The sequence below is a fragment of the Rhizobium sp. Root274 genome (assembly GCF_001429245.1).
GTDB lineage: Bacteria > Pseudomonadota > Alphaproteobacteria > Rhizobiales > Rhizobiaceae > Allorhizobium.
Window position 1 is genome coordinate 640,594 of record NZ_LMJE01000007.1, and the last position, 14,394, is coordinate 654,987.

17 protein-coding genes and 1 tRNA gene are annotated in these 14,394 nt (G+C 61.9%); 11 read left to right on the forward strand and 7 right to left on the reverse strand.

Going from position 1 to position 14,394, the window contains the following annotated elements; translation table 11 throughout:
* Window positions 1-32: 32 nt before the first annotated feature.
* Both ASE36_RS12045 and ASE36_RS12050 read right to left on the reverse strand, forming a co-directional pair.
* Complete coding sequence (locus tag ASE36_RS12045; protein ID WP_082511034.1) at window positions 33-608, reverse strand: cytochrome b/b6 domain-containing protein; 576 nt, start codon at window positions 606-608, stop codon at window positions 33-35.
* Complete coding sequence (locus ASE36_RS12050; protein ID WP_062279615.1) at window positions 608-868, reverse strand: PepSY domain-containing protein; 261 nt, start codon at window positions 866-868, stop codon at window positions 608-610. The genes ASE36_RS12045 and ASE36_RS12050 overlap by 1 nt, the downstream gene beginning before the upstream one ends.
* Before the next feature lie 133 nt (window positions 869-1,001).
* Between ASE36_RS12050 and ASE36_RS12055 the strand changes: the two genes are divergently transcribed.
* The 4 genes from ASE36_RS12055 (at window position 1,002) to ASE36_RS12070 (ending at window position 5,133) form a co-directional block, all read left to right on the forward strand.
* Window positions 1,002-1,358, forward strand: coding sequence for a PepSY domain-containing protein (locus ASE36_RS12055; RefSeq protein ID WP_062279617.1), 357 nt, complete (start codon window positions 1,002-1,004; stop codon window positions 1,356-1,358).
* A complete protein-coding gene (locus tag ASE36_RS12060; protein ID WP_062279619.1) occupies window positions 1,358-2,023 on the forward strand; it encodes a response regulator transcription factor in 666 nt (221 codons plus the stop codon). Before ASE36_RS12055 ends, ASE36_RS12060 begins: the two co-directional genes overlap by 1 nt.
* The gene (locus ASE36_RS12065; protein WP_062279621.1) at window positions 2,020-3,393 is read left to right on the forward strand and encodes a sensor histidine kinase; all 1,374 of its coding nucleotides are present in this window, start codon (window positions 2,020-2,022) and stop codon (window positions 3,391-3,393) included. Before ASE36_RS12060 ends, ASE36_RS12065 begins: the two co-directional genes overlap by 4 nt.
* Window positions 3,394-3,708: 315 nt before the next feature.
* The gene (locus ASE36_RS12070) at window positions 3,709-5,133 is read left to right on the forward strand and encodes a DEAD/DEAH box helicase (RefSeq protein WP_082511036.1); all 1,425 of its coding nucleotides are present in this window, start codon (window positions 3,709-3,711) and stop codon (window positions 5,131-5,133) included.
* 93 nt (window positions 5,134-5,226) lie between these two features.
* Here the strand turns inward: ASE36_RS12070 and ASE36_RS12075 are convergent, their stop codons facing one another.
* Together ASE36_RS12075 and ASE36_RS22780 are read right to left on the reverse strand one after the other, a co-directional pair.
* The gene (locus tag ASE36_RS12075; protein WP_062281292.1) at window positions 5,227-6,111 is read right to left on the reverse strand and encodes a DMT family transporter; all 885 of its coding nucleotides are present in this window, start codon (window positions 6,109-6,111) and stop codon (window positions 5,227-5,229) included.
* 54 nt (window positions 6,112-6,165) lie between these two features.
* Window positions 6,166-6,531: a hypothetical protein gene (locus ASE36_RS22780; RefSeq protein WP_162244208.1), complete on the reverse strand. Its 366-nt coding sequence runs from the start codon at window positions 6,529-6,531 to the stop codon at window positions 6,166-6,168.
* Here ASE36_RS22780 and ASE36_RS12080 point away from each other — a divergent pair.
* The 4 genes from ASE36_RS12080 to ASE36_RS12095 all read left to right on the forward strand — a co-directional run bounded on the left by ASE36_RS12080 (window position 6,500) and on the right by ASE36_RS12095 (window position 10,318).
* On the forward strand, window positions 6,500-7,909 hold the full coding sequence (locus ASE36_RS12080) for a circularly permuted type 2 ATP-grasp protein (RefSeq protein WP_062279623.1): 1,410 nt from the start codon (window positions 6,500-6,502) through the stop codon (window positions 7,907-7,909). The two genes, ASE36_RS22780 and ASE36_RS12080, sit on opposite strands and share 32 nt — an antisense overlap.
* A 7-nt stretch (window positions 7,910-7,916) precedes the next feature.
* Window positions 7,917-8,858, forward strand: a complete 942-nt coding sequence (locus tag ASE36_RS12085; RefSeq protein ID WP_062281295.1) for an alpha-E domain-containing protein — start codon at window positions 7,917-7,919, stop codon at window positions 8,856-8,858.
* Between the two features lie 14 nt (window positions 8,859-8,872).
* Window positions 8,873-9,697, forward strand: a complete 825-nt coding sequence (locus ASE36_RS12090) for a transglutaminase family protein (RefSeq protein ID WP_062279625.1) — start codon at window positions 8,873-8,875, stop codon at window positions 9,695-9,697.
* 168 nt (window positions 9,698-9,865) lie between these two features.
* On the forward strand, window positions 9,866-10,318 hold the full coding sequence (locus tag ASE36_RS12095) for a hypothetical protein (RefSeq protein ID WP_062279628.1): 453 nt from the start codon (window positions 9,866-9,868) through the stop codon (window positions 10,316-10,318).
* 27 nt (window positions 10,319-10,345) lie between these two features.
* Here ASE36_RS12095 and ASE36_RS12100 read toward each other — a convergent pair whose 3' ends face one another.
* Entirely contained in the window at window positions 10,346-10,843 is a 498-nt protein-coding gene (locus ASE36_RS12100) for a MarR family winged helix-turn-helix transcriptional regulator (RefSeq protein WP_244474728.1), read from the reverse strand.
* A gap of 306 nt (window positions 10,844-11,149) precedes the next feature.
* Here ASE36_RS12100 and ASE36_RS12105 point away from each other — a divergent pair.
* A tRNA-Arg gene (locus ASE36_RS12105) sits at window positions 11,150-11,226 on the forward strand.
* A gap of 102 nt (window positions 11,227-11,328) precedes the next feature.
* On the opposite strand, the gene ASE36_RS12110 is transcribed toward ASE36_RS12105, so the two are convergent.
* Complete coding sequence (locus ASE36_RS12110) at window positions 11,329-12,951, reverse strand: ABC-F family ATP-binding cassette domain-containing protein (protein ID WP_062279630.1); 1,623 nt, start codon at window positions 12,949-12,951, stop codon at window positions 11,329-11,331.
* 229 nt (window positions 12,952-13,180) lie between these two features.
* On the opposite strand from ASE36_RS12110, the gene ASE36_RS12115 reads away from it, so the two are divergent.
* Both ASE36_RS12115 and ASE36_RS12120 read left to right on the forward strand, forming a co-directional pair.
* Entirely contained in the window at window positions 13,181-13,570 is a 390-nt protein-coding gene (locus ASE36_RS12115; protein ID WP_062279632.1) for a group II truncated hemoglobin, read from the forward strand.
* A gap of 5 nt (window positions 13,571-13,575) precedes the next feature.
* Complete coding sequence (locus ASE36_RS12120; RefSeq protein ID WP_062279634.1) at window positions 13,576-13,938, forward strand: DUF423 domain-containing protein; 363 nt, start codon at window positions 13,576-13,578, stop codon at window positions 13,936-13,938.
* Window positions 13,939-13,984: 46 nt separating this feature from the next.
* On the opposite strand, the gene ASE36_RS12125 is transcribed toward ASE36_RS12120, so the two are convergent.
* Window positions 13,985-14,371, reverse strand: coding sequence for a glyoxalase (locus ASE36_RS12125; protein WP_062279636.1), 387 nt, complete (start codon window positions 14,369-14,371; stop codon window positions 13,985-13,987).
* Between the last annotated feature and the right edge of the window lie 23 nt (window positions 14,372-14,394).

Genomic DNA, 14,394 nt, shown 5'->3' on the forward strand with positions numbered 1-14,394 from the left:
GGACAAGAACGCCGACCGCTGTCGGGCCGGCATCATTCCGCCCGCTTCTTGCCCGTGACCATCGCTTTCACCAGGTTCTCCCCGTGCTCCAGGCTTGCGAGCAACACGCCGGCGATGTGCATGCCGATCAAACCAAGCGTCGCATAGACAAGTATCTTGTGCGTATCCTCGACCCATTCGATGCCCCAATAGGCATCCGTCGTCATCATGTAGCCGGTGGTCACGATGCCGGAGATCATCAGCAGCAGCGCAATGACCATGGCGCCGCCAGCGGGATTGTGACCGAGATAACGCTTCGCCCGCATCGCCGCAGTATCTGCCAGAAAGCGCAGGACGGTCATCGGGCTGTAGATGAAGCTGGAAAAGCGCGCATGTTCGGTGCCGATCAGGCCCCAGAGTACCCGGAAGGTGATCAGGGCTCCGATCACGTAGCCGGACACGATATGCGCGTCCTTCCACTCGTCGCCGGTCAGGAAAGAAAAGGCGAAGAAGCCGACCAGCGCCCAGTGAAACAGGCGCACGAAGGGGTCCCAGACCTTGACCAGCGCCGGCCGCGGGGTGCGGCCGGACTGGAGGGTGCCGGGCACGCTGTGCTCGGCGGCAGCCATCACTCGGCTCCGACCTGTTCGCCGGTGGCCGGATTGAAGATAGCCTCGACCTTCTTGCCGTCCTTGATGCCGTAGACTTCGTAGCAGCCGTCTTCGACCTTCACCTGGCGCACGTCGTAGCCCATCTCGGTCGCCTTGGCCTTCATGGCGTCTTCGGTCATCCACTTGTCCTTCGGCGCATCGCACTTGGTGTCCTCGGCATGGGCGAGACCGGCAAAGGAAGCGACGCTGATCAGCGAGAGGGCAATGAGCTTGTTCATGAGAAAAGTCCTCGTAAAGACGACGAGGCGGGATTGCCTTGCGTCGTTGGAGAGACCCTAGCCACCATCGACTGAGCGATAGCTGACGCCGAATGTCAGCGAAATTTCAGCTTTGCGATGATAGGTATGAAGGATGATCCACATCCCGCGCTCCATCGTCTCGCGTCTCGCGGCCCTCGGTCCGACACTCGCCCTGCTCGGCCTTGTCGCTACGCTTCATGCCGCCTTGCCAGCGCAGGCGGATGACGAGCGACGTGAGACGGCCCAAGACCATCTGCGCGACGGGGTCGCGAGCGGTCGGATCAAGTCTCTGGCCGAGCTGCGGCGCACGGTCCTGGCGCGTGTCCCGGGAGACATCGTTTCCGCCCGCGTCGAACAGGAACACGGCCTGGAGCTTTACGAGTTCCGGGTCTTGCGCGCAGACGGCCGTCTTGTTGAAGTGGAAGTGGATGCCCGGACGGGCGAGATCCGGGAGATCGAGAACGACTGATGCGCATCCTTCTGATCGAGGACGACCCGCGGATTGCCCGCGATGTAACCATCCATCTGGAACGGGAGGGTTACGTCGTCGTCCACGAGGCGGATGGTGAGGCCGGTTGGTTCACGGGCGATGAGGAAGACTTTGCCGCCGTCGTGCTTGATCTCGGCCTGCCCGGCATGGATGGGCTCGCGGTTCTGAAGCGCTGGCGCAACGCCGGCCGCCGCATGCCGGTGCTCGTGCTCACCGCCCGCGGCAACTGGCAGGAACGCGTCGAAGGCATCGATGCCGGCGCCGATGACTATCTGCCGAAACCCTTCCAGATGGCAGAGCTACTCGCCCGATTGCGGGCGATCATCCGGCGCACCGCCGGCCAGGCAAGCCCCGTGCTGGAATTCGGCGAGATGACCATCGACACCCGAAACAAGACGGTCAGCCTCGCCGGCCTGCCGGTCGACATGACCCCGCTCGAATATCGCTGCCTGACCCATCTGGCGCTGAACGCCGACCGCCATGTGTCGCAGGCGGAGCTGACTGAACAGCTCTATGCCCAGGATTTCGAGCGCGACAGCAATTCGGTCGAGGTCCTGATCGGCCGCCTTCGCCGCAAGCTCGGCCATGACGCGATCAGCACCCGCCGGGGCTTCGGCTACAGGATGGGCGGGACCGAACCGTGAACCGCTCGATCCGCATCCGCTTCGTCCTCGTCTCGCTGCTCAGTGTCGCGGCCGCCCTGTCGCTCGCAGCCTTCGCCTTTGTCGAACTCTTCACCCGCAGCATCGAGCACCGGTTGGATCAGGAACTGACCGACCATCTCAACAACATAGCCGGCCAGATCGAATTCGCCCCTGACGGCACAGTGCGTCTGCCCGACCGAACGACAGACATCCGCTTTTCAACTCCCTATGGGGGTCTTTACTGGCAAATGACGGACGACCAACGCGGCACGCAGCTGCGCTCACCCTCGCTCTGGGACTACACGCTGCCCCTGCCCGATGACCAGCAGGAAACCGGTACGGTCCACCGCTACGATCTGCAGGGTCCGGACGCCGCGTCGCTTCTCGTGCAGGAGCGCAAGATCATCGCCAAGGCGCCGGACGGCGAACGCCCGCTGCGTATCGCAGTCGCGATCGATCGGGCGGCAGTCAGCGAAGCCAGGCAGGCTTTCGTCGCCGACATCATTCCTTACTTGCTGGCGCTCGCCGCCTTCCTTGTTGCCGCCTCGGTCGCGCAGCTCACCTTCGGCCTCAGGCCGCTTTCCGCCATCGGCGACGGTCTTGAACGCATCCGCGCCCGCCAGGCGACGCGGCTCACCGGTCCCTTGCCCATCGAATTGAAGCCCATGGTCGATGCCATGAACGGCCTGCTCGATGATCAGGACGCCCTCATCGCCCGGGCCCGCGCCCGCGCTGCCGATCTTGCCCATGGCCTCAAGACCCCCCTCACGGTCCTGGCAAACGACGCAGGCACGCTGCGGGAGCGTGGCGAGGTCGAGATCGGCGAGGAACTGGCGCATCTGGCCTCTGTCATGCGCAACCATGTCGACCGCGAGCTTGCGCGTGCCCGGATCGCCGCGACCGCCAGCCTGCGCAGCGCCGATGCAGACCTTGGCCAATGTGTGGCCATGATCGTGCGCACACTGAAACGCACGCCCGACGGCGAGCGTCTCGCCTGGACCATAGCGGTTCCGGAAGGCCTGAAGCTCGGTGTCGATCCGAGCGACCTTGAGGAACTGATCGGCAACATGGTCGAAAACGCCGTCAAATGGGCAAAGGGCCGGATTGATATCCAAACGAGCACCTCTCCCGCCGGTGTCACGCTGGTGGTTGCCGATGACGGCCCGGGCGTTGGCGCAGCCGACCTGAAACGCATGACCGAACGCGGCGTGCGCCTCGACAGTCGCATGCCCGGCACCGGCATCGGGCTTTCCATTGCCGGCGACATCGCCGAAGTCTATGGAATCGGCATCGAGATCACCAATGGCGAGAGTGCCGGACTGCGCGTTTCCCTGCATTTCCAGCCGCAGCACAGGTCTCCAATCGCCTGACATCATGCACCTGAGGCGGCGGCTCCATGAGTGGCCGTTCTTTCGCACCGCAAAAGAAATCTTGACTTCTGACGCAAATAGGCCCATTTGCAGGTCAGCTTTTACCTTCCGGCCGCCGCGTGAGCGTGCCCAGCGACATCTGAGACGCGACGAAGGATAAAGCGCATGACATCAAGGGCGGACATTCCGCCGATGCGCTTGGAAAGCTTTTTTCCAACTTACAAGTTCCCAAATCACGCGGGGTTCTTGACGCCAATGCCAACCGGCTCGCGAAGAACGCGTTCCGGGGTTTGTGCATTTGGCGCCCCGAAAGGTATGACTTTGACAACTTTCGATGATCTTGGCCTCTCCAAGAATATCGTCGCGACGCTGACGACGCTCGGCTTCACGACCCCCACTCCGATCCAGGAGAAGGGTATCCCCGTCGTTCTCGGTGGACGTGACCTGATCGGTCTCGCCCAGACCGGCACGGGCAAGACGGCAGCTTTCGGCCTGCCGATGATCGAGATGCTTCTCAAGGACGAGAAGCGCCCTGACAACCGCACCACCCGCGCCCTCATTCTGGCTCCGACCCGCGAACTGGTGAACCAGATCGGCGACAACCTGCGCAGCTACCTGCGCCGCCTGCCGCTGAAGATCAACCAGGTCGTCGGTGGCGCTTCCATCGGCAAGCAGCAGCTGCAGCTTGAAAAGGGCACCGACATCCTCGTCGCAACCCCTGGCCGCCTGCTCGACCTGATCGCCCGCAACGCGATCTCGCTGCGCGCCGTGCGTTACCTCGTTCTCGACGAAGCCGACCAGATGCTGGACCTCGGCTTCATTCATGACCTGCGCAAGATCTCGAAGATGGTCCCGCCGAAGCGCCAGACCCTGCTCTTCTCCGCCACCATGCCGTCGTCGATCGCAGACCTCGCGGCAAGCTTCCTGACCGATCCGCTGAAGGTCGCCGTGACGCCTCCGGGCAAGGCCGCCGACAAGGTCGAACAGCACGTGCATTTCGTTGCCGGCCAGAACGCCAAGACGGAAATGCTTAAGAAGATCCTCAACGACAATCCGGATGGCCGCTCCATCGTCTTCCTGCGCACCAAGCATGGCGCAGAAAAGCTGATGAAGCACTTGGACGCCACCGGCTACTCGGTCGCCTCGATCCACGGCAACAAGAGCCAGGGCCAGCGCGAGCGGGCACTGAAGGGTTTCCGTGACGGCGAGATCAAGACGCTGATCGCCACCGACGTTGCCGCCCGCGGCATCGACATTCCGGCCGTCTCCCACGTCTTCAACTACGACTTGCCGGAAGTTCCCGACGCTTACGTCCACCGCATCGGTCGTACGGCCCGCGCCGGCCGTGACGGCATCGCGATTGCATTCTGCGGTCCGGACGAAGGTCGCCTGCTGCGCGACATCGAAAAGCTGATGAGCATCGAAATCCCGGTCGCCTCTGGCGAACCGCCGGCAAACCTCGCACGCCCGGCGCGTCCGCAGCGTCGCGGCGGTGGCGGTGGTGCAGGTGCTGGCGGCAACAACCGCAATCACCAGGGCCAGGGCCGCGGCAAGTCGGAAGGCGGCGCCAAGGCTGATGGTCGTCCGGCCAAGACCGGTCACCGCAAGGGTGGCAATGGCGGCGGCAACGGCAATGGCGGCAATCGCTCCGCCAATGGCAACGGCCAGAACCGCAGCGGCAATGGTCAGGCACGCCCGGCCCGCTCCGGCACCGCCGGCGGACGCCGTCGCGAAGCCTGAGGCTTTTCGTACAAAGCATTGAAAGAATGGCGCGGCTTCGGTCGCGCCATTTTCATTTCCGGATCAGGGATGGGCATGTGTCTGGCGAGACGCTCAGACCGGCGGCACGGCCGGCTTGCGGTTGGTGAGGTAAACTCCGAGCACCACCACGCAGGTGCCCACAATCATCGGCACTGTCAGATGCTCGCCGAACGCAATCGCCGCTTCGATCGCCGCAAGTGGCGGGATCAAATAGATCAGCGAGGCCGCCTTCGACACGTCTCCCTTGCGGATCAGATAGAGCAGAAGCGCGATCGCACCCATGGAAATGCCGAGCACCGACCAGGCAAGCGTCGCGAAGAAACCGAAGCTCCAGTCGATATGCATGTCCTCCAGCAGGAAAGCAGCCGGCACCGTGACCAGCAAAGCACCGACATATTGCAGCGTCGCCACCGCCCGGAGATCCCCCTCCTTCAGATAGCGCTTCTGATAGATCGTGCCCGCGGTCACGCAGGCCATGGCGAGCACGTTGATCGCGACGGCGTAAACCGGGATGGTCTCGGCATCGATCACCACGATGTTCGGCAAAACGGCAATCGCAATACCGACAAAGCCGACGAACAGCCCGATACGCTGGGTCATGCTCAGGTCCTCGCCGATCAGGTACGCGGCGGCAACGCCAGTCATCAAAGGCTGCAGACCAGCAATGATGCCCGAAAGCGCCGCAGGCACCCCCTGCCCGATCGCCCACCAGACCATGCCGAGATAGAGCCCGTGCAGAAAGACGCCCGACACGATGGCATGCAGCCAGCCGCTTCTGTGCTTCGGCCAGGCGACACCGCTCACCCGACAGAGAATGAAGAACAGCACAACGGCCACCCCGTAACGCACGACGAGGAAGGTCAGGGGATCGGCGTAATGCGCGCCGAATTTCGCGGAGATCCAGCCCGTTGACCAGAGAAGGACGAACAGAACCGGAGCAAAGCGTGCAAGGGTCATCGCAGTCACCGCAAGATGAGGAGTGGCAAACGGACCGTTTGCTTTGCTCGCTCGTTAATGCGGCACGGCGTGAAGGTCAAAACAGTTCTGATGAAGACGCCAATCAATTCGGTGAGACATCCGGGCCAAAAATTTTTGCAGCAGATGGGTGGCTAAAATTTGAGCAATCGAAACCGACATCCTCGCCCTGGAAACAGCCACCTCGCCGAATTCAACGGCGAACTCCGCGCACCCGCGGCGTGCGCCAGCGCTAAATAGCGCAAAACTTGTGCTTTTGCCGAAATTCGAGGCGCAAAACCACCTCGCAGAATAATCGTCCGCTGCCGATGAGGCCGCTTGCATTGCCAAAATGGTTGTATTCAAATGACAAAAAAAGGGGACGGCGCCATTGGCATTTGATGAAATGATCACCGCGGACAACGGGCCGCGTGCACCCTATCAGAACTACCACGACTGGTACTCGAGCCAGGATCCCGCAAGGCTCTTGGCGAAGTCCAGGGACGCGGAAAACATCTTCCGCAAGACCGGCATCACCTTCGCCGTTTATGGCCACGAGGACTCTTCCGAAAAGCTCATTCCCTTCGACATCATCCCGCGCATTATTTCCGGCCGCGAATGGCGCAAGCTCGCCCAGGGCATCGAACAGCGCGTGCTGGCGCTGAATGCTTTCCTGGACGACATCTATCACAAGCAGGAAATCATCAAGGCAGGCCGCATCCCGCGCGAACTGATCGAGAAGAACGTCGCCTTCCTGCCGGAGATGATCGGCTTCCGGCCGCCGGGCGGAGTCTACACCCATATCGTCGGCACGGACATCGTGCGAACGGGCGAAGACCAGTTCTACGTTCTCGAAGACAATGCCCGCACGCCCTCCGGCGTCTCCTATATGCTGGAGAACCGGGAAACCATGATGCAGATGTTCCCGGAGCTCTTCCAGCTCAACAAGGTCCAACGCGTCGAGGATTACCCCTATCTGCTGCGCCAGTCGCTGGCCTCGCTCGCTCCTCCCGGCTGCAAGGGCAAACCCCGCGTCGCGGTGCTGACGCCAGGCATCTACAATTCCGCCTATTACGAACACTCCTTCCTCGCCGACATGATGGGCGTCGAACTGGTCGAAGGCTCGGATCTGCGTGTCATCGACGGCAAGGTGAAGATGCGCACCACGCGCGGCTATGAGGCGATCGACGTGCTCTACCGCCGCGTCGACGACGACTTTCTCGATCCCTTGACCTTCCGACCGGACAGCTGTCTCGGCGTGCCCGGCATCATGGATGTCTACCGCGCCGGCAACATCACCATCGCCAATGCGCCCGGCACCGGCATCTCGGACGACAAGGCGATCTACAGCTACATGCCGGAGATCGTCGAATTCTACACCGGTCGCAAGGCGCTTCTCGAGAACGTGCCGACCTGGCGCTGCTCGGAGGCAGACAGCCTGAAATACGTGCTGGAGCATCTGGAAGAACTCGTGGTCAAGGAAGTCCACGGCTCCGGCGGCTACGGCATGCTGGTCGGCCCGACGGCCTCGAAGAAGGAACGCGCCGACTTTGCCGAAAAGCTGAAGGCCCGCCCCTCGAACTACATCGCCCAGCCGACGCTGTCGCTGTCAACGGTGCCGATCCTCGTCAATAAGGGGATCGCGCCGCGCCATGTCGACCTTCGTCCTTATGTCCTCGTCTCCGACAAGGTGCAGATCATTCCCGGCGGCCTGACCCGCGTGGCCCTGAAGCAGGGTTCGCTCGTGGTCAATTCCAGCCAGGGCGGCGGCACCAAGGACACCTGGGTATTGGAGGACTGACATGGTCATGCTCGGAAGAACTGCCAACGGTCTTTTCTGGATGTTCCGCTACATCGAAAGGGCCGAAAACATCGCCCGTCTCGTTGATGCGGGCTTGAGAATGTCCCTCACCCGCTCAGGCGCCTCGGACGAGGACTGGGATGCGGTCCTGAACAGCGCCGACGTGCGGCCGCTCTTTGCCGAACGCCACGGCAAGGTCACCGCCTCGGATGCGATCGATTTCATGCTGCGCGACCCGGCCAATCCCTCAAGCGTCATGTCCTGCATCGACGCCGGCCGCAACAATGCCCGCATGGTGCGCACGGCACTCACCCGCGAAACCTGGGAAGCGACCAACGAATGCTGGATCGAGCTCAAGCAGATGCTCGCCCGCAAGCTGAAATCGGCTGACCTTCCGGAAGTCATCGACACGGTCAAGCGCCGCGCCGGCCTCATCCGCGGCGCCTTTCACGGCTCGATGCTCAGAAACGAGATCTACAACTTCGCCCGCATCGGCACCTTCATCGAACGCGCCGACAACACCAGCCGCATTCTCGACGTCAAATACTACGTGCTCTTGCCAGCGATCACCCATGTCGGCTCCTCGCTCGACAACATGCAGTGGGAATCGATCCTGCGCTCGGTCTCGGCCCATCGCTCCTATCGCTGGGTCTATGACGGCGAGTACAAGGCGGCCAACATCGCCGACTTCCTGATTCTCAACGGCCAGATGCCGCGTTCGCTCGCCTATTGCTACGAGAAGATCACCTCGAACCTCGGTTATCTCGCCAGGGATTACGATCACAGGCTGGCGGCACACGAGACGGCGGACAGCGTCGTCAAGACGCTGAAGTCGACCACGATCGGCACAATCATGGACCAGGGACTGCACGAATTCCTCGACGGTTTCATCGCCAGCAACAACAAGCTGGGCAGTGAAATCACCGAGGGTTACCGGTTCTACAGCTGAGCAGGAACGAGCCCATGCGTTTGCGCATTACCCATACCACCGAGTATCGCTATGACGACCCGGTGCAATATTCGCTGCAGCGGCTGCGCCTGACCCCGGTCACCGGACCGGGCCAGAAGGTTCTGGCCTGGGACATCGCCGTCGACGGCGCAACAATCGAGGCCGGTTTCAACGACCAGTTCGGCAACCACACCCATCTCGTCTCCACCGAAGGCCCAAGCCGCAGCGTCCATATCGTCGCAAGCGGCGAGGTCGAGACGCAAGACCGGGCAGGCGTCTTTGGCCAGCATATCGGTTATGTCCCGCTCTGGCTCTATCTGCGCGAGACGCCGCTCACCAAACCGGGAAAGCTGACCCGCGAATTGATGCGCAGCCTTTCAGGCGAAAACGAACTGGCAAAAATGCACGACCTGATGGGCAAGCTGCATGCCGCCGTCGCCTACGAGACCGGCTCGACCGGCACCGAAACCACCGCTGAACAGGCGCTGGAAGCCGGGCGCGGCGTCTGCCAGGACCACGCCCATGTCTTCATCGCCGCCGCCCGGCTGTTGAACCTGCCGGCCCGTTATGTTTCGGGTTACCTGATGATGGACGACCGCATCGAGCAGACGGCGACCCATGCCTGGGCGGAGGTGCATCTGCCCGGCCTCGGCTGGGTCGGCTTCGACGCCGCCAACAATCATTGTCCGGACACCCGCTATGTGCGTATCGCCACAGGTCTGTCCTATGTCGATGCGGCGCCCGTCTCCGGCCTGCGCATGGGACTTGCTGCCGAAGATCTGACAGTCAAGGTGGTGGTGGAAGACAAAGCGCAAAGCCAGAGCCAGTCGCAGAGCTGATCGAGACGCGGCTCCACCGGGGAAACAGGCAGGCGGCACGATCCTCCGGATCGAACCGGGATCGCACCGGCTCTCCGGCGCAAGCCCGGCGCCATCCCCACATGCTTGAAGTCTGGGCTCTGTTGCACCAGCCCGCCGAACCCGGCCGGGCGCTTCCGAAGGCCGCCGATGCTGTTTGGCAAATCCCTGTTCCAGTCCGTCGTCGACCGGCTTGCCGAGGAAGAGCCAGAGGAAGACCTGCGTCCGCGCGAGCCGCACTTCCGCATTGACGGTCTTGGGGCAAGCTTTGCGCCGGAGCGGGTGTCTGTTGCACCGGAAGACGAGACCCGCAGGCGCGAGGCCTATCTCTTTCTGATGGGAGAGGAGCCCGAGGCGGAACCGCCTCCTGCACCGCCGGAGCCGACACCCCCGAACTGGCTGGGCCGGCTCTCGATCGATGAGATCATCGCCGATCTCGCCATCACCCCGGCCGACGATCGGGAAACGCTAAACGAGAAGCGTCGCGCCTTTGCGCGCCTTAATCACCCCGACCGCATTCATGCCGATTTCCGCGACCAGGCGACCACGCGCATGAAGATCGCCAACCTTCTGGTCGACGAGGCCCTGCTCCGCTGCCGCTGATATAGACTGAAAACTGCCTGGGTGGGCTTAGTCGTAGAACCGCCTCAACAGCCGATTGACGCTGTCGCGTTCGGCCACCCCGCCCAGCTGGTCGAGCACCCATTTCTCGTGATCGTTCCAGATCGGCATCAGTTCCTGCAGATAATCGGCACCGGCCGGCGTCATGTAGAGCGACTGCACCCGGCGGTCCGTTTCGGACTTGCGCCGTTCGATGAAGCCCTTGTTCTCCAGCCCATCGACGATTGCGACGAAATTCGCCCTTTGAATGCCCAGAGCCTCGGCCACCTCGCTCTGCTTGGCGCCCTCGTTATGGGTGAGCAGCAACAAGACGGCAAAATCCGTCGGCCGCAGACCCTTCGATGAAAAAGCCTCGTTGAAATGCTGGAACACCGCCAGCTGAGCGCGCCTCAGCCGATACCCGACCGCATCCTCCATCACGGAGAAGTCGAGCTTCAACGGGTTCGGTACAAATTCGTCATTCACCAGTTCCGGCATTGCTTCGCCATTGTTTGCTGCCCCCGGCACCACCGTTTGTCGGCGGTTACCTCCAATTCTTGACGATCTTAACGGTAAAAAGTGACACCACAAGACGGCACGAGCCAAGACCGATCCGGAATTCCCTGATTTTGATCATTATTCAGCCATTTTCCAGAATTTAGAGAGGTTTGGAGGGGCCATTTCTGGATATTTGACCGCTGAACGGCCATTTCCGAGAATCACGAAGCCCGCTTCGCCAGAAAGGCGCCCCCTCCCGCTTTTTGCGATTGAAGGCCGCCGCCGACTACGCTATGACCGCTTTCGGAACGGGCGAGTCAACCTCGCCCGTCGGAAGCACCCGTAGCTCAGCTGGATAGAGTGTTGGATTCCGATTCCAAAGGTCACAGGTTCGAATCCTGTCGGGTGCGCCATTCTCAACAAATCCAAGACAATGGGTGTCGGAAGACATAGGCGTTTTTGTGGGGCCGGTCATCTTTAAGCGGATATCGCAGCGCGATACCCGCTCATGGTATTCACCCCCTCAGACCAGGCGCCTCATGCCCCGTGCGCTCGACATACTCAGTATAACCACCCCCATACTGGAACACGCCGTCCTGGGTGATCTCCAGCACGCGGTTCGAGAGCGCTGCCAGAAAATGGCGGTCGTGGCTGACGAAGAGCATGGTGCCTTCGAACTGTGACAGCGCCTTGATCAACATTTCCTTGGTGTCGAGGTCGAGGTGGTTCGTCGGCTCGTCGAGCACCAAGAGGTTCGGCGGGTCGAACAGCATGATCGCCATGACGAGGCGCGCCTTTTCGCCACCGGAGAGGACTCGCACCCGCTTGTCGATATCATCGCCGGAAAAGCCGAAGCAGCCGGCAAGGGCGCGAAGCGGTGCCTGGCCGGCGCGCGGAAACGTCGTCTCCAGCATTTCGAAGATGGTCATCTCGCCGTCGAGCACATCCATCGCATGCTGGGCGAAATAGCCCATCTTGACGCTGGCGCCGATCGAGACCGTCCCTTCGTCCGGCTTTGAATCTCCGGCAACGAGCTTCAGGAGCGTCGATTTTCCGGCGCCGTTGATGCCCATGATGCACCAGCGCTCCTTGCGGCGGACCATGAAATCGAAGCCGTCGTAAATCACCTTGTCGCCATAGCGCTTGGAGACATTCTTGACCGCCACCACGTCTTCGCCGGATCGTGGCGCCGGCTGGAATTCGAAGGCGACGACCTGGCGGCGTTTTGGCGGCTCGACGCGGTCGATCTTTTCCAGCTTCTTCACCCGGCTCTGCACCTGGGAGGCATGGGATGCCCGCGCCTTGAAACGTTCGATGAACTTGATTTCCTTGGCCAGCATCGCCTGCTGCCGCTCGAACTGCGCCTGCTGCTGCTTCTCGTTCTGCGCCCGCTGGCCCTCGTAGAATTCGTAATCGCCGGAATAGCTGTTGAGCTGGCCGGCATCGATCTCGATGATCTTGTTGACGATGCGGTTCATGAACTCGCGGTCGTGCGAGGTCATCAGCAGCGCGCCCTCATAGCCTTTGAGGAACTGCTCGAGCCAGATCAGGCTTTCGAGATCGAGATGGTTCGACGGTTCGTCGAGCAGCATGACGTCGGGGCGCATCAGGAGAATGCGGGCCAGCGCCACGCGCATCTTCCAGCCGCCGGAGAGCGCGCCGACATCGCCGTCCATCATCGCCTCGGAAAAGGAGAGGCCGGCGAGAACTTCACGGGCTCGGCCGTCGAGCGCATAGCCGTCGAGCTCTTCGTAGCGCGCCTGAACCTCGCCGTAGCGCTCGATGATGGCGTCCATCTCGTCCATGCGATCGGGATCGACCATCGCGGCTTCGAGTTCCCGCAGTTCGGCGGCCACTTCGCTGACCGGCCCTGCCCCATCCATCACTTCGGCCACCGCCGAGCGACCCGACATTTCGCCGACATCCTGATTGAAATAGCCGATCGACACGCCCTTATCGACGGAGACCTGGCCCTCATCCGGCAGTTCATGTCCGATGATCATCCGGAAAAGCGAGGTCTTGCCCGCCCCGTTCGGACCGACCAGGCCGATCTTCTCGCCCCGATTGAGCGCGGCGGATGCCTCGATGAAGAGGATGCGGTGGCTGAGCTGCTTGGAAATGTTTTCGATACGGATCATGGGATGGGCGCCTGCTGGAATTCGGCGCCCTTATGGCATGGCAAGGGCCGATTGTCCCGCATTTGTTGCGTCGCACGCGATGGCTTTTGTCAGAGCCGCGCGAGCTGTCTGCTCCACGTCACCTGACGATCCGCAAGTCGAGATGCGTTTGATTGACACAGAGGAAAGCCGCCCATTGCCAGGAACGCTTGAACGGGCGAAAAGACCGCAACGGCTTGGGATATCGGACATGAGCGAAGACACCATCACCCTTTATGAAGCGATCGGCGGCGACGCGACGGTCCGCGCGCTCACAGACCGCTTTTATGAACTGATGGATACCCTCCCAGATGCTGCCCATTGCCGGGCGGTGCACCCGCCGGATCTCTCTGGCAGCGCGGAGAAATTCTACGAATATCTGACCGGCTATCTCGGCGGGCCGCCGATCTACATGGAAAAGCGCGGTCATCCCATGCTGCGGCGGCGCCATTTCGTCGCCGAGATCGGGCCGGTGGAGCGCGACGAGTGGCTGCTCTGCTTCCGCCAGGCGATGGACGAGACGATCGAAAATCCGAAATTGCGGGAGATCATCTGGCCGCCGGTCGAAAAGCTCGCTTTTCACATGCAGAACAAGGAGTGAAGTGGATGGCCAACCGTGCAGAGACCCGCTGGTCGGCCCTGGGCGCCGGCCTGATCGGTGCAGCGGGCGTGGGTCTGGCGGCAGCAGCAAGCCATGCCGGCGGCGAAGCTCTGCTGCGTCCGGCATCGACCATCTGCCTTGCCCATGCACCGGCGCTTCTCGCACTCTCACTCGCCGGGGACAAGATCAGGGCGGCAGGCCTTGTAGCACTTGGCATGATCATCGGAACGCTGCTGTTTTCGGGCGATCTCGTCGCCCGTCATTTCCTCGGCAGCGGATTGTTTCCCATGGCCGCACCCACAGGAGGTCTGACCCTGATCGCCTCATGGCTGCTGTTGGCCGGCGGAGCGGCACTGCGCCGCCCATGAAGGTCCAGCAGAAGATCAGGGCGGGGCGCTAACGCCGCGAAATAACTCAGTGAGATACGGCGCTCAAAGGTGTGCCGCCGAACATCAGGAGATTTCCGTGCGGATCGCGCACATGGAAGCGCATTTCGCCGCCGCAGGTGTCAGACGGGCGGATCGCCTCGATCCCGCGATCACAGAAGTCACGGTAGATCTCGCCAGGGGCGTTGGCGCGGAAGAAGACGGAACTGTTCTGGCACTGGAGCGGATCGTCACTCAGCCAGAAATGCAGTTCCATGCCGCCGCGCCGGACAACGAGATAATCGAGCCCATCCAGACCGACATCCTCGAAGCCGAGCGTATCGACGTAAAAGTTTCGTGTTTCCGAAAAATTCAAGGAAGGCAGGATCGGCACGGCGTTGAGGATCGACCTCGCTGCGGGTTGCTGTGCATTCATGCGGCAAGTTCCTCTTCTTCCCG

Bases quoted from the DNA above. Each gene is read 5' to 3' on its own strand.
- ASE36_RS12055 (WP_062279617.1), top strand. From the start codon at position 1,002: ATGATCCACATCCCGCGCTCCATCGTCTCGCGTCTCGCGGCCCTCGGT.
- ASE36_RS12070 (WP_082511036.1), top strand. From the start codon at position 3,709: ATGACTTTGACAACTTTCGATGATCTTGGCCTCTCCAAGAATATCGTC.
- ASE36_RS12085 (WP_062281295.1), top strand. From the start codon at position 7,917: ATGCTCGGAAGAACTGCCAACGGTCTTTTCTGGATGTTCCGCTACATC.
- ASE36_RS12060 (WP_062279619.1), top strand. From the start codon at position 1,358: ATGCGCATCCTTCTGATCGAGGACGACCCGCGGATTGCCCGCGATGTA.
- ASE36_RS12120 (WP_062279634.1), top strand. From the start codon at position 13,576: ATGGCCAACCGTGCAGAGACCCGCTGGTCGGCCCTGGGCGCCGGCCTG.
- ASE36_RS12110 (WP_062279630.1), bottom strand. From the start codon at position 12,951: ATGATCCGTATCGAAAACATTTCCAAGCAGCTCAGCCACCGCATCCTC.
- ASE36_RS12075 (WP_062281292.1), bottom strand. From the start codon at position 6,111: ATGACCCTTGCACGCTTTGCTCCGGTTCTGTTCGTCCTTCTCTGGTCA.
- ASE36_RS12095 (WP_062279628.1), top strand. From the start codon at position 9,866: ATGCTGTTTGGCAAATCCCTGTTCCAGTCCGTCGTCGACCGGCTTGCC.
- ASE36_RS12125 (WP_062279636.1), bottom strand. From the start codon at position 14,371: ATGAATGCACAGCAACCCGCAGCGAGGTCGATCCTCAACGCCGTGCCG.
- ASE36_RS12090 (WP_062279625.1), top strand. From the start codon at position 8,873: ATGCGTTTGCGCATTACCCATACCACCGAGTATCGCTATGACGACCCG.
- ASE36_RS12115 (WP_062279632.1), top strand. From the start codon at position 13,181: ATGAGCGAAGACACCATCACCCTTTATGAAGCGATCGGCGGCGACGCG.
- ASE36_RS12050 (WP_062279615.1), bottom strand. From the start codon at position 868: ATGAACAAGCTCATTGCCCTCTCGCTGATCAGCGTCGCTTCCTTTGCC.
- ASE36_RS12045 (WP_082511034.1), bottom strand. From the start codon at position 608: ATGGCTGCCGCCGAGCACAGCGTGCCCGGCACCCTCCAGTCCGGCCGC.